9 protein-coding genes are annotated in these 14,066 nt (G+C 70.5%); 5 read left to right on the forward strand and 4 right to left on the reverse strand.

Translation table 11 applies throughout. The features are described from left to right. Positions 1-750, forward strand: a complete 750-nt coding sequence (locus tag EHO50_RS02035; RefSeq protein WP_128428045.1) for a hypothetical protein — start codon at positions 1-3, stop codon at positions 748-750. Between the two features lie 58 nt (positions 751-808). Here EHO50_RS02035 and EHO50_RS02040 read toward each other — a convergent pair whose 3' ends face one another. The 3 genes from EHO50_RS02040 to EHO50_RS02050 all read right to left on the reverse strand — a co-directional run bounded on the left by EHO50_RS02040 (position 809) and on the right by EHO50_RS02050 (position 11,124). After that, a complete protein-coding gene (locus tag EHO50_RS02040) occupies positions 809-1,486 on the reverse strand; it encodes a DUF429 domain-containing protein (RefSeq protein ID WP_128428046.1) in 678 nt (225 codons plus the stop codon). A 306-nt stretch (positions 1,487-1,792) separates the two neighbouring features. Continuing rightward, positions 1,793-4,054: a UvrD-helicase domain-containing protein gene (locus tag EHO50_RS02045; protein WP_164904726.1), complete on the reverse strand. Its 2,262-nt coding sequence runs from the start codon at positions 4,052-4,054 to the stop codon at positions 1,793-1,795. 47 nt (positions 4,055-4,101) lie between these two features. Next, on the reverse strand, positions 4,102-11,124 hold the full coding sequence (locus tag EHO50_RS02050) for a DEAD/DEAH box helicase (protein WP_128428048.1): 7,023 nt from the start codon (positions 11,122-11,124) through the stop codon (positions 4,102-4,104). A gap of 172 nt (positions 11,125-11,296) precedes the next feature. Between EHO50_RS02050 and EHO50_RS02055 the strand changes: the two genes are divergently transcribed. Both EHO50_RS02055 and EHO50_RS02060 read left to right on the forward strand, forming a co-directional pair. Beyond that, complete coding sequence (locus EHO50_RS02055; protein ID WP_128428049.1) at positions 11,297-11,647, forward strand: antitoxin VbhA family protein; 351 nt, start codon at positions 11,297-11,299, stop codon at positions 11,645-11,647. Continuing rightward, positions 11,644-12,219: a Fic/DOC family protein gene (locus tag EHO50_RS02060; RefSeq protein ID WP_128428050.1), complete on the forward strand. Its 576-nt coding sequence runs from the start codon at positions 11,644-11,646 to the stop codon at positions 12,217-12,219. The genes EHO50_RS02055 and EHO50_RS02060 overlap by 4 nt, the downstream gene beginning before the upstream one ends. Here the strand turns inward: EHO50_RS02060 and EHO50_RS02065 are convergent. Then, a complete protein-coding gene (locus EHO50_RS02065; protein WP_128428051.1) occupies positions 12,200-12,733 on the reverse strand; it encodes an ATP-binding protein in 534 nt (177 codons plus the stop codon). The two genes, EHO50_RS02060 and EHO50_RS02065, sit on opposite strands and share 20 nt — an antisense overlap. A 163-nt stretch (positions 12,734-12,896) precedes the next feature. Here EHO50_RS02065 and EHO50_RS02070 point away from each other — a divergent pair, with 163 nt between their 5' ends. After that, positions 12,897-13,802, forward strand: a complete 906-nt coding sequence (locus EHO50_RS02070) for a helix-turn-helix domain-containing protein (protein ID WP_128428052.1) — start codon at positions 12,897-12,899, stop codon at positions 13,800-13,802. Further along, complete coding sequence (locus EHO50_RS02075) at positions 13,799-14,014, forward strand: DUF397 domain-containing protein (protein ID WP_128428053.1); 216 nt, start codon at positions 13,799-13,801, stop codon at positions 14,012-14,014. The genes EHO50_RS02070 and EHO50_RS02075 overlap by 4 nt, the downstream gene beginning before the upstream one ends. Positions 14,015-14,066: the final 52 nt, after the last annotated feature.

A 14,066-nucleotide genomic window follows, 5' to 3' on the forward strand; every position in this document is an offset into this window, starting at 1 on the left:
ATGCCGAAGACGACCACAGGCCGCGCCCCTGGCCCTGGCACCCGGCGCACCATGACGGCGGCCGCCCGGGCAGCGGCCAAGCGAGCGGAACGCGGCCACCACGAACCGGCTCAGGAGTCCACCGTCGCCGTCGCCGGCCGCACCGTACTCATCGACGCCCCGAAGGACGGCTGGCAGGACCCACCCGAGCCGTCACTGGAGCCGTTCGAGGAGGACACACCAACAGAGGCCGGGAACCGCCCCCGCCGACGCCGACTGCTCACCGCGGTGCTGCTCGGCACCCTCTTGGTGGCCGCCCTGATAGCAGTCGCCGTACTGGGCCGGCAGTACCAGGACGGCCGCCAGGCGGAGAACGCCCGAGCCGAAGCACTCGCGGCCGCCCGCAAGGCGGCCCCAGCCGTCCTGTCGTACGACTACCGCCACTTGGACAAGGACTTCGCGGCGGCCCGCACCCACCTGACGGGCGACTTCAGCGCCGAGTATGTGAAGACCACGAAGACGGTGGTCGCCCCGACGGCCACGAAGTACCGGGGCGTGGTGAAGGCAACGGTCGCCGCCCCCGCCTCCGGCGAATCCCCGGCGACCTCAGTCGTCTCGGCCACCCCGGACAAGGTCGTGGTCCTGCTGTTCGTCAACCAGGTCACCGAGAGCACGCAGGTCTCGGGGGCGCGGGTGGATCTGAACCGGGTGCGGATGACGATGACGCGGACGGACGAGGGGTGGAAGGTGAGCGGGGTGGACGCGCTCTGAGGTCCTCTTCGCCAGAGGGCCGAGGGCTGGGAAGCGCGGCCTGGCGCATGACGGATCGTCAGTACTGGATCTCGATGGCGCGGCCCACCGCGTCCACCTCAGAGACCTCGGGAATCCGGGTCGCGATGCCCAGCGCGATCCGGTGTGCCGACCAGGCCGCCGCGGCGGCGTCGAGAACATCGTCCACGGGAATGCGATCCGCCTCGCCGAGCTCGTCCGGCAGCGTGAGCCCGGCTGCGGCCAGCAGGCCACGGCGCGCGTTCTGGCCACGCCAGGTCTTCTTGGCGTAGGCCAGCGGCACGCCACCGGCCAGGGCACGGAAGGACACCTCGGGGTGAACCTCATGGATCCGCTCGTCGGCAAGCCAGCACGCCCGAGCCTCGAGAAGCTTCGGAGCCAGCGCCCACGCCTGCCGGCTCAGCCTGCGACCGGTGAGTGCATGACATCGATCGCCGGCCGCCACATAGTCCGGCTCCCCCCACGCCGGCCGCGGAGCCACGAGGAAAACACTGCTGCGCCGCACTCGCAGCAGCGCCCTCGCCTCAAGATCCGCGGCCCGCCAGCCCTTCTCGACGAGGCCGAGCGGCATGTCCACCGCGATGGTCTCCACCCCGGGGGCACACTCGATCAACGCATCGAGCCGGACATCGACCAGGCTGCCCGAGTACGCGCCGTCCCTCAGCCTGATCCCCACCCACCCCTGCTTGCCACAGGCATCGATCCCCAGGACGTCCATGCCGCCTCGCCTCTCACGCAAGATCGGAGAAACTCATAGTAGGCAGAGGCAGGAGAGCGGCGAGGGCAGAGGCGTTCGGGCCCTGCGCAGGGGACATCCGGATCCTGGACTGCTGCCAGGCCAGAGCCCGGGAGGCAGACGGGTCGTGCTATACACCGGGGACATCTCCGCGGCGCTAGGACCTGTGTAAACATGCATAGTGGCGCCCTCCATGGCTATGTGACGGCACTCTGGAGCGCTACGGGTCTGATAGAGACTCGGGCCTGTACCGGGTTGCGTCCCCAACCCAGAACGGCCCGCCCGCGGTCAGGCAACGGCCGACCCCGACGATCCGGACGGCGGTCCGTCCTGCCTGAGCAGATCTGTGGCTCGGTGGGCGGTCTCGTCCGCATCGGTCGGGAGGAATCGGCTGGCCCTGCCGCTCCACGTGACGATGAGCTCGTCACGGGCGCGAGTGGCGGCAACGAACACCAAGGAACGGGCCTTTTGCTCCTCCTGCTTGTAGCGGTCGGGATTCGTGACCCTGTACTGCTCGATGCGCTGGTGCGGCACCTGCCCCTCGCCGACCGAGGTCAGGAACACTCGCTGGAATTCGAGCCCCTTGAAACGGTGCATGGTCCCGATGCGCACCGCGTCAGTGTCGGACCGCACCCCGTCCTTTCCGAGTTCCACGGCCGGCAGGTGGAACTCCTTGATGAAAACATTGGCGAACTCTCCGACTGAGTCTCTGTCGGGGACGCTGACAGCCATTGCCGAGTACGGCGTCCCGTGGCTGTCGTGGCGTTCCCTGATGAGGGTGGCCACGGCACGCATCTCGGTGAGCCGGTCGGGGGCACGCCAGAACTGGGGGGCGAGTCCGGTCAGCACGGACCGATAGCCGTCGAGGGAGTCGGTGCCGACGTCGAGGTCGTCGAAGGAGGCTCCCTCGATCAGGCGGTTGGCGCTGCTCAGGATCTGCCGGGTGGTGCGGTAGTTGAGGGTGAGGCGGCGGGAGGCGCGGCCCCGGATCTCGATGCCCTGGTGGCCGAGGACGACCCGGCTGCCGTAGATGCGCTGGTGGGCGTCCCCGACGAGGAAGATGTCGTTCGGTCCTTTGCCGACCATGGCGCGCAGCATCCGCCAGTGGGAGGCGGACAGGTCCTGTGCCTCGTCGACCACGATGTGCTGGTAGCGGGGCTTGAGCCACATGCCGCTGCCCGCCTCGCGATGAACGAGGTCGCGGCCGCCCTGTTCGTCCTTGTAGCGGGCCTGTTCCTCGATACGGGCCATGCGCTGCAGTTCGAGGTCGGCGGCTTGGTCGGCGATGAGCGCGTACGTCGTCCGACGCGGCGCCGTGGCCAGGTGGGCCTTGTATGCCTCTGCCAGCTGCCACACCTCGTGCTTCTGAGCGTTGCTGAGACGCCCCCGTCCCGATCGGCCGACGCGCCGGTAGGCCTCCCACGAGCCGCACCGGTTCGCGAGGATCACATGCTTGAACTCGCTGTCCAGGAAGTCGGCGTCGTACTCCAGACCTGTCTCGGCGCGCACGACGTGCCACAGGTTCATGGCCGCGTCGTCGTCCAGCGGCCGTCCCACGTCCAGGCGGGACTCCTGGACGATCTCGCGGGCGAGAGCGTCGACGGACTTGACGTCGACGCGGCGCAGCAGTTCGTCGCCGCCCAGCAGCCGCAGCCGCTCCTTGAGGTCCAAGGCGAGGTTGGTGTTGTAGGTGGTGAGCAGCACTGGGCGGGTATGGCCCGGTGGCAGTCGGTCGACGAGGTGGCGTACGCGGTGCAGGGCGACGACCGTCTTGCCGGTGCCGGGGCCGCCCGTCACCTTCGCCGAGCCTTTGAAGTCACCGGTGGCGAGGCGCTGTTGCTCGGGGTGGAGGAACAGTCGCCAGGCGTCGAAGCTGCGGCCCAGCGCGCCGAGGACGGCGTCGTCATCGGTCTCCGCCTGGGAGACGGGGCGCTTGGCCGCCCGCGCCCAGTCATGGGGGTTGACGTCGTCTTCGGGACGCCATTCATCGGTGATGTGCCGCTGAACGTCCGCGGGGTCGACGCGGTCACGCAGGGCCAGCAGGACATCGCGGGTGAGCTCGGGGAGGTTGTGGGCGAGGAGCTTCGCGAACTGCTCGTCCGTGGTGACCTTTCGGATGGCCGGCAGCAGGGAGTGGACCACGCCGAGGCCGAGCAGAGTCCGGTCGTCGTAGGCGGCGAAGAGCGGGGTGGCCCGATCCGGCAGGGCGACGACGTTCTCGCTGACCTCGCTCTGGTCGACGACCTCGACGGCGCCCGAGACGGGGTTGATCTCCACGGTGAGGCGGGAGAGTTCGTCGCGGGCGCGTGCTCCGTCCCGGACCGCGAGGACCCGCATCTCGTCCCCGCCATCGGTCGACAGGAGGAGCACCATGCAGTTGGTGTCGGGGTGCGCGAGATACAGGTCTCCGTTGTCGCCCGCCTTACGCAGGAAGGCCAGGCGCAGGGCTCGGTTGTTGCGGTCGGTACGGAGCCGGTGGACGAAGTCCCCCACCGCATCCGCCACAGCCCCGCCCCGGCGCTCCAGATCGCCGTATGCCTGCCGGTTCATCCGGACCCGTGTCCTGGCCCGGCCCCCCGGACGGTCCGCCCCGTAACTCATCCCGCGCCCCCCTCCTCGCCCAGCAGACTGGCGAGTTCCTCCACCCCCCAGCCCTCCGGCGCGCGCACCTGCCAACCGGCCGCCGCGCACTGGGCCATGTAATCCGTGTCCTCGGCGTCCTCGGCCAGGACAATTCCGATCTTAGGGCCGGGCCAGGCGAGTTCGACCGTGCGTGACACGCCCTCGACGTCCCAGTTCGCATTGCCCGCCGAGACGTCTCCGCGATCGGCCAGGGCCTCGGCGAGGCCGGCGACCTCCGGGTCACCCCATTTCGTCAATTCGCCGAGGACGAGTTCCCAGGCGGTGCGCTCCAACGGAGTCATGTCGTCCACCGGTTCGGAGGTCTCGGCGGGTACCGGTTCCTCCTCCTGGGGCCGGTCGTCGGGCAGGGCGAGCCCCGTCCCCGGGGCGTCGTCGCGCAGCGCCGCCAGCAGCCCGCTGACTGGTCCGGCCGTGGCGGCGAGCAGCGCGGCGTCGAAGGTGTCGAGTGTGGTGCGGGCCAGGGCGAGGCCGTCGGCCTGCCCGGTGCCCGTGGGGTCGAGGAACTGGATGATGTTGCCCCAGCACAGCCACGCCTTCCACCGCCGACGGTGGTCGTCCCGGTCCCCCTCGACCGCCTCGGGCCGGTCGTCGAGGACGGCGAGGGCGCTCCACCGCAGCCCCTTGCCGTCCGAGCGCCGGACTCCGGCGAGGACGAGTGGCAGGCCGGAGCCGTCCTGGAAGGACAGCAGCTTGAGTCCCTGCCCCGAGACGGCCGGGGTGGGCTCACTGCGCACGGCCGCCTGGATCCAGCCGACGGCGGTGACCGGGTCCGCGTCGACGAGATCCCGCCTCCGCTGTGCGGCGGGCGCGCTGACAGCGAGCGTCGCCAACTGCTGCCATTTGTTCAGCCGGGGATCGCGCAGGAATCCGAGCAGCGAGGGGATCGCTCCGGCGAACAGGAGCGCGTCGATCTCGGCGGGGTCGCGTCGTGCGTTCCGCCATTGCTCACGAACCATCGCGCCGGGGCCCGCGACCGAGGTCACGTCGTACGGCGGCCAGGCGGCATCGGCCGCGCGGCCCGCGATGACGGCGTCGAGCGGGTCGGCCGGGGCGTCCGGGTCCCGTACCGCCTCGCCCTTCAAGGTACGGTCCCAGGTAGCCACGTCGTCCCAGGTGATCTGCCAGACGAGTATCCCGTCGGCGCGCAACCGGGCCCGCTTGGCCGCATCGGCGGCGATCCGGTTGGTGCGGGACGAGGCGTGCCAGCGGTACCCGTCCAGATACACGGCGATGGGAAGCGGCGGTGCCCCATCACTGGTGGTGTCTCCGGCGACCGGCCGGAACAGCAGGTCCGGGCGGGTGCGGTAGCCGTGCAGGTCCTTCTGGGCGACGACCTCCCAGTGGACGGGGCTTCCGTCGGGCCGGGCGAGGGTGAACTGTTTGCCGTCCCGCCCGGTGGGTGTCGAGGCGTGACCCGCCTCGACCGCGTTGCCCGGGATCGCGAGCCAGCGGTCGAGGCATTCGATGAACCGACGCTCCAAGTCGCTCTCCGCCTGGTCGGCGAAGCGCAGTTCGGCGTCGGCCGCGTCCTTGCGGACGTCCCATCCGCTGCTGCCGTCGGCGCCCAGCAGGTTGTCCAGCATCCACAGGGCTTCTTGCCGGTCGAGGTCCTTGTAGTCCCGTTCTGGGGCATAGCCGAGCAGGCAGCGGTGGCAGGCCCGACGCGGGGTGTCCTTGCAGGGGCAGTCCCGCAACTCGCGCTGGGCGGCGGCGAGTACGGCTCGGAACTCCTCGCCGTCGCGGTCCACGAGGCGCTGGAGATAGCCGGTGCCACCGGGTAGTGCGTCGTAGAGGACGAGGTAGTTGCGGGTGAGGTCCGTCTCCCGGTCGGGCTCGGTGGCGGGAGCGGAGCGGATGTGGGCCGGGTCGCCGCCGTAACGCTGGGCCAGACCGAGGTGGAGGGCTGCCGAGAAAGAGGCGAGGCGCTCCGGCACGTTCAGTGTGGCGGCCGGGAGCAGGATGCGCAGGGCTTCCGTGCGGTGCTCGGTGGCGGTGATGACCTGCACGTCCTCCGGCTTGGCCTGCTTGTCGCGGCGCCGGGTGATGCACCACGGCCGGTGGTGGGCGAGTTCGGCCCGGCCGAGCAGGGACTGGCTGAGCGTGTCCTGAGCGGGTCCATGGCCCAACTCGCGGTCGGTGGCGCCGCCGCACCGCGGGCACACGGTGAACCCGGTGATGGCCACTTCGGTTCCGGCGAAGTAGGTGTCGTTGCGCCTGCCGTGGCGGCTCTTGCCGAGGTTGAAGCGGCGGATGACCGCCTCGCGGACGTGGTCCACGCCGAAGGTGGTCTTCTGGTGCCGCCAGGTCTGCTTGACGTCGGCCGGGTCGATGTCGACGGCGGTGACGGTCGTGTACTGAGTCCGCGTGCGGCTTTCGTGGTCGTCGACGATGCGTGCGTCGTCCCGTTTGTCGTGGGCGGTGACCTTGCGCGGGACCACCACGCGGAACAGGGCCGTGCGCCCGCCGATTCCGGGGCCGCCGCAGCGGGGGCAGGGTGTGGTGTCCTCCTCGGCACGGTCGCCGGTGCGCACGTGACCGCACTCCTTGCAGACCCGCCAGGTCTGGAGCCCGACGGGTGTGCCGTCGGGTGAGTCCTGGCGGACGGGGCCGAGTTCGATGCCGTCGACGACGTGCCGGTAGCCACGGACGTAGTAGGCGTTGCCCGGGGCGAGTTCGGTGAGGGCTGCCTCGGCGGGCCGGTCGTAGGTCCGCGGGTCGTTGCTCCAGCGGGACTTGGGTGTCTCGCCCGCGTCCGCCTTACCGGCCGCACGTGCCTTCCGCGCCGGCTGCTTGTAACTGAGCTGGGCTTCCAGGCGTACGCCGTCCTCGACGAGGCTGTAGTTGGGCAGCAGTCCGTGTTCGACGAGGAAGCCCTGGGCGTCCGACAGAGCCATCTGCTGGAGGATCTTGGAGACGCCGGCCGCTTCACGGTTCAGGTTGCGCTTCTCGCGGGCCTCGTCGTCCACGGCTTCCTGGAGCGAGTCGGCCGCTTCGTTGATGAGACCGCGGCGGCGGACGAGTTCGGCACGCTCCTCCTCCCAGGCTTCCCTGGCGCGGTCCAGTTCGTCGGCCAGCTTGTGCTCGGCGTAGCGGCGCAGCGTCTTGCGGGCGTCGCGGGAGACACCGGAGCCGGGGACCCCGTCGATCTCGGGGAACAGGCTCAGGAACTCGTCCGCGAGGTCCACTCGTCCCTTCGTCGCGTCGCGGAACGTCTTCAGCCACCCCTCGCGGCCGACCAGTTGGGTCACCCGGTCCGGCAGGGGGATGACCCCCTCCAGGGCGCCCCGGGCCGCCCGATCGATCAGGAACGCGGTGTACTGGCGGCACAGCAGTTCGCCCGCGGACAGGAAGCAGCCGGGGGGCAGGACGGGGCCCGCGATGAGGTGCTGCGGTTCGGCGAGGTGGTAGAGCGCGCGGGGGCTGGTGTCGGCCAGGGTGACCATGAAGGCGTTGCCGGTGGCGCGGCCCGCGCGGCCGACCCGCTGGACGTAGCCCGCGGTGGACGGTGGCAGCGAGGCGAGGATGACCGCCTCCAACTGGCCGATGTCGATGCCGAGTTCGAGGGTCGGTGTGCAGGAGAGGACGTTCGGGTCGGTGTGCTGGAGTCCCCGCCGGAAGCCCTTCTCGACTTCCTCGCGCTCCCTGCGCTTCAGGACACCGGTGTGCTCGGCCGCGACGACGCTGTAGGGCTCGGCCTCCCGGTACAGGCGCCGGTAGTAGTCGGAGCGGTAGTCACGGGCCGCGCGCCCGCCCACCTCCTCCGAAGGCCGGGCGAGGGCACCCTCGCAGCGCTTGAGCGGGCAGCGCGTGCCCTGCCAGACGGAGGCCCGCTCGGGCGGGACGGTCTGGGTCCAGCCGCACTCCGGGCAGGTGAGGGCGGCGAGCGCGGTCTGGTCGTCGTCGAGCGGGCGTACCCGGATGTGTCCGGGGGTCAGCCCGTACACGCCGTGGCCCTGCTGCTTGTCGGCCTGGTTGGTCCGCCGTCGGGCCAGGGCGCCGATGTCGTCGCGGGCCAGTTCCTGGAAGAGTTCCGCCAGGTACGCTCCCGCCGTCTCCCGGTCGAGGTCGAGGCACCGCCTGGTGAAGTCGGCGTACCAGCTGTCCCTGGTGTCGACCCGTTCGAAGTCGGTACGACCGCTGCCGGCGCCGACGAGGACGAACGCCGGGGCCTCGAACTCATGACGGAAGCCGAACGAGGGCATGCCCGGGGGGCGGCCAGTGGAGACCCAGTGCCGGTTGCGGCCCTCCTCGTCTATGAACTCGTCCAGCCAGCGGTGGTGGATGCCGCCGATCTGGCGAACGTGTTCGAGGAGGCCGCGTACGTACCCCTCGAAGTACCGCAGCCGCTGCGCACTGCCCTCGGCCGGAACGACCCCCTCGTCGCTCTGCTCCGCGCCTGCCGCCAACGGCAGTTGCCTGGCCCGCTGCCTCTCCAGGTGCACGCGGTACAGGGCTTCCGCCGCCTTGGCCGCCGCCTCTGGGTCGGGCAGGTGGACCTCGGCGGCGATCGTGCGGGTGAGCTCCAGGGTGCGGCCCAGGCGGGAGTAGAGGCCGAACTCCAGCAGGGTGTTGAAGGCGAGGCGCTCGCCGACGAGTTCCCAGGTGGCCTCCGGGATGCCCTTCTTGCCGGCGAGCAGCCGCTTGACCCGGTCCACGTCGTGCAGGTCGGGTGGCACGACGGAAGCGAGGAGCCGCTGCCCGGGAATCGCGGCTCGGCCGACCATGGAGGAGATGAGTTCGTTGAGCGGGACACCGTCGGCCGCGAACTCCGGTTCAGCCGCGGCACGTTCGGTCAGCTGCTCGTGGATGAGGGAGCGCAGGGAGAACTTCCAGGAACGGCTGGCCACGAATCCGGCCCGGTGAGCCGCGTCCTGCACGGAGTCGTTGAAGATCAGCGTCTTGCGCCGGTCACGCTTGTGCTCGTCCTCGCTCGGCAGCTCACCGCCGGTGAACAGCTGGGTGACGACGACGGAGGCGAGCGGGGCTACACCGGCACCGAGGAAGCGGATGCCCTGGGCCTGGCCGCAGGCGGGGCAGCGGTCCTGCTTGGCGTAGTCGCTCTGTTCCTGGTTGTCGAACCAGGCCCACACATAGACGCCGTTCTCCGGTGCTGGGGCGATCCGGTCCCCGTCGAGCAGGACCTCGTCCGGGTCGAGCCTGCGCAGCGCCTTGCCGTTGTCCTCCAGGACCAGCAGGGTGGCATCGTGCGCGGCGCCCCGGCGGGCGCGGCGGGCCGCCCGGCGCGCGAGGATGGCCCGGGCCTGCTCGGCCGCCTCCGCCGGGGTGGCCTCGATCATCGCCCGGACCCGCCCCTTGGCGGCCCCGCCTGCCACGCTGGCGCGGTAGATCTCGTCCGGCGCGTGCACCAGGTTCTGCGGGTTGCGGTCGGGGCAGATCGCCGACCAGCCGGAGCGCCCGCAGTGCCGGCAGTAGGCGGCGGGCAACCGCCCGGACCGCTGGACCTGCCGCCGCCGCTCGACCTGCGCGGCCACGCTCAGAGCCCGCCGCTCGGCCTCCGCGCGGCCGGACTCGGCACCGACGGCACCCTCGGTCCCACCGCCCCCGGTAAGGGCGGCCTGGTCGGCGTCCGACCAGGAGAACACCGGCCGGGGCGCGACGAACCGCAGCACGCGCGAGAGCGACCGCAGCCACAGGTGCGTCTCGACGAGCAGCAGCGGCCGGTCCTTGTCGGCGGGCGCCTTCGGGTCGCGGGCCACCGAAATGAGGGCGACGAAGCGGGCCAGGGCGGTGGCGGCGGTCTCCGGGTCCTGCTCGGCCGCCGCACGCCACGCCGAGGAGTCGGGGAACCCCTGGAGAGCCGCGACCGCCGTCAGGGGTGCGTCCTTCGAGCGCAGCAGCGCATGGGTGAGGGGGTGGGCCAGCAGCCGTCGCCCCAGCTCGCGCGGATCGGCGGTGTCGCATCCGACGGTCGCCTGGGCTACGGCGTCGAGGCCGCCAGGGGTCCGCGCCGGGTCGGGCAGAGCGGCGAGTTCCTCGGGCGACGGCAGCGGCATGGAGTGGTCGACGCCGGACAGGAACTCCTCGACGTCCCGCCGGTCCTCCCCCACCACCGCGTCGTCGGGGAAGCGCGTCCCGAACACCTGGGAGGCCACATTCAGCATGGCGCGGGGCCCGCCCGCCGCGCTCCCGGAGCCAAGGGTCGCGGAGGTCGCCACGGGGCAGATGCCCCCGAGCGGCCGCCCTTCCTCGGCCGCCCCCACCACGGCCGCGAGCCGCCGCAGCAGCATCGCGACGTCCGTGCCCTGCGCGCCGTCGTACGTGTGGAACTCGTCGATCACGACGTACGCGAGGTCGGCGTCCCGCCACAGGGAGGCGTCCTGCTGCCGCTGGAGCAGCAGGTCCAGCATCTTGTAGTTGGTGATCAGGATGTCCGGCGGGTTGCGGCGGATCTCGGCCCGGTCGACCATGACCCGCTTGTACGGCGTGCTCCCCCGCGACGATGCCTCACCGATGTACAGCCCGGCCGTGACCTCCCGCAAGCGGCCGTCCTCCAACTGGTCGCCGAGACGGTCCGCCTGGTCGCCGGCAAGCGCGTTCATCGGATACAGCAGGATCGCCTTGATGCCCGGCTTCCCGGCCTCCCTCTCCCGCCGGCAGTGATCGAGTACGGGGATGAGGAAGGACTCCGTCTTACCCGACCCGGTGCCGGTGGTGACGAGCGTGGGCTGAGGCGGGTGCCCGTCCTTGCTGCTGAGCCGGGCGAACGCCTCCGCCTGATGAGCGTACGGCGGCGGGAAGTCCGCCGGATACCAGTCCAGATGCCGCTGCCAGCCGTCCTCGGCGGGCCGGAAGGGCCGCCGGATCCGCAGATACGGCCCCCGGAAGAGCCCGTCGGCCGGGTCGGTGAGGAAGTCCTCCAGGGCCTCCTGGGTGTCGGGCTCGGCCAGCGCGAACGTCGTGGTCAGATACTCGACCGTCGTGTCGCGCAGTGTCTGCGCCGCGAGTGTGGGTCGCATGACGTGCCCCGGCCCCCTGTCTACCGATGTCGCCCCGATGATCGGAATCGATCACGTTCCACTCTACGAGGAGGGACTGACAGAGCGCCGGGAGATGCGCACCAAGATGCACACCCATTTCCGTACCGAAATCTGTACAGAATTCTGTCCCGATTCTGGGTACAGTGAGGTTATGCGTGTACCTGAGATCGTCACCGTGAGCGACGCCCGCAGCGGACTGTCGCGGATACTGGCCGAGCTGGCCGAGGCCGGCCCGGAGGCGGAGCCGGTGCTGATCGGCGCCCACCGCAAGGCGCAGGGTGTGCTCCTCTCGATCGAGGCGTACGAGACCCTGACGGGCCGCGCGGCCCGCAGGGAAGCCGTCGACTCCGCCACGGGCTCCCTCGCCGCCGAGGGCCTTCGGCCGACCGCCGCATCCGATCAGGACGCCGAGGCCTACGTGCGCGGCATACTGTCGGCCGAGGAGATGGTCGACCGCGCCCTGGCCCGGCACCACCCCAAGACTCGCCGGGAAGCGGGATGAACGACCCCTACGTCCTGCCGAACGGTGTGCTGCACAACCGCCTCGGCATCACCGATGCCGCCGCGCTCGCCGCCGCCGAGGCCGACATCACGCGCGCCCGGCTTCTCCAGGTCGACGAACACGCTCCGCCCGGGGAGTTCGACCTGGCGCACTTATGCCGTTTCCACGCAGCGATCTTCGGCGATCTCTACGACTGGGCAGGCGAACTGCGCACGGTGGACATCTCGAAGGACACGCCGTTCTGCCCGGTCCAGAACCTCGCCGCCTACGCAGCAGAGGTATTCGGTCGACTCGCAGCCGCCGACCACCTGCGCGGTCTGGCCCGCGGCGACTTCGTCCGCGCGGCCGCCGAACTCTACGGCGACATCAACGCGTTGCATCCTTTCCGCGAGGGCAACGGCCGTGCCCAGCGTGCCTTCCTTGCCGAACTGAGCAGACGGGCGGGCTGGTTGGTCAACTGGACCTCACTGTCTCCTGAGGAGAACCGGGAAGCGTCGATCAAAAGCTTCCGGGGCGACAACCAGCCGTTGGAGCGGATGCTGGACCGGCTGGTCAGTCACGAGCCAGGCTGACAAGGGCGGACGGGCCTGCGAGCGCGTACTCCGCCCAGACCGTCTTGCCCGGACCGTCGGGACGCGGGTGCCAGTCCCAGCGGGTGGCCAGGTGGGATACGAGGTGGAGGCCGTGGCCCGATTCGGCGTCCGCGCGGGCGGTGTCCGGGGCAGCAGGGTGCGGGAGGCGTTCCGTACGGGTGTCGGTGACCTCGACGCGGACGGTGCGGACGTCGGGCTTCGCGTGCAGCCGGAAGTAGAAGTCACGGCCGGGTACGTGGCCGTGCTGGACAGCGTTCGCGGTGAGCTCGGCGACGATCAGGGTGATGTCGTCATGGGACGTGCTGCCGTATGGGATGCCCCAGGCGTCGAGCCGTACCTGTGCCAGGCGGCGGGCCAGGCGGGCTCCGCGCGGGGAGGACGTGAAGCGCATCTTGAAGGTGTGGCCGGGGTGTTCGGCGGGGGTGATGTCGATGTGCCGGGTGGGCGTGGGGAGTTGGGTGGGGTCGGTGGCGCTGGTCGGGTTGTTCATCATGCCGTCAACGATTCGCCTGGTCGCGTAGCGTTACCAGAGGTGACGCACCGACGCGGGCGGGTGTACGCGCGGTGTACGTACCTGTACGAGGCGCGCGGCGTGACGACGTTCCCGATAGGAGCGTTGCCCGGGGAAGCGGTGGTCTGTGACTGGGCGGGTGGACATGGCGACGGAGGCGGAGGCCCTCACGGGCGGGGACGGCGAAGGGGTCGTCAGCCTCGGGGACGGGTGGGCGAGCGACGACGGTTCGGGTGGCCGGGCGGCGGACAAGGCCGGGCAGGGGGTGGTCACCGCGTTCGGGCAGACGATGAAGATGCTGCGGGTGCGGGCCGGTCTGGACCGCGAGCAGTTCGGGAGGCAGATCGGCTACTCGGCGGCGACGGTCGCGTCGTACGAACAGGGGAGGAGGATTCCGTCGCCACGGACGATTGATCGGGCGGATGAGGTGGTGGGGGCGGACGGGTTGTTGAGTGTGTGGAAGGAGCAGGTGGAGCGGGCTCAGTTTCCGGTGTTCTTTCAGGGGATGGCGCAGCTGGAGAAGGAGTGCATTGAGCTGCTTATGTATGCCGCGCACGTGGTCAACGGCCTGCTTCAGACCGAGGAGTACATGAGGGCCCTGCTCGCCATGCGCCGTCCGCCCTTGGATCAGGAGACCATCGAGCAGCGGGTAGCCGCACGGCTCGCTCGGCAGGACATCTTCGACCGGCGCCCCACGCCGCTGTTGAGTTTTGTGATGGATGAGGCGGTGCTGCGGCACCGGTACGGCGGTAAGGACGTACTGCGGGGGCAGTTGGAGCAACTCCTCCTGATCGGCCAGAAGCGAAACGTCGAGATCCAGGTCATGCCGCTGGAGTGCGATGACAACGCGGGTGTGAACGGGCCGTTCACGGTCGTCACGCGCAAGGATGGCAAGAAGTTCGTGTACGCCGAGAACCACGCGAGCAGCAGCCTTGATACCGACCCAGAACAGACGGTTCTCGCCGCCGCCCGCTATGGGATCATCCGATCACAGGCTCTCACTCCGCGAGAGTCGTTGGAGTTCATCGAAGGGTTGTTGGGATCGCTATGAACAACGCTGAGTCCTCGACCGTCGCATCCGGCCTCGCCTGGTTCAAGAGCAGCTACAGCGGAACCGAGGGCGGGCAGTGCGTAGAGGTAGCGGCCGGTACGGCCGCTGTGCACGTCCGGGACTCCAAGGCCGTCGTCGGACCCGTACTCACGGTGTCGCGTGAGGCGTGGGCCGGGTTCGTCGGGTCGGCCGCGTTGGAGTCGGGCGTCTGAGGCACGTACGAACGCGAGAGCCCTGCCAGTTCCTCTCGGGGGACGGCAGGGC

The sequence above is a fragment of the Streptomyces cyaneus genome (assembly GCF_004028635.1).
Classification (GTDB): Bacteria; Actinomycetota; Actinomycetes; order Streptomycetales; family Streptomycetaceae; genus Streptomyces; species Streptomyces cyaneus.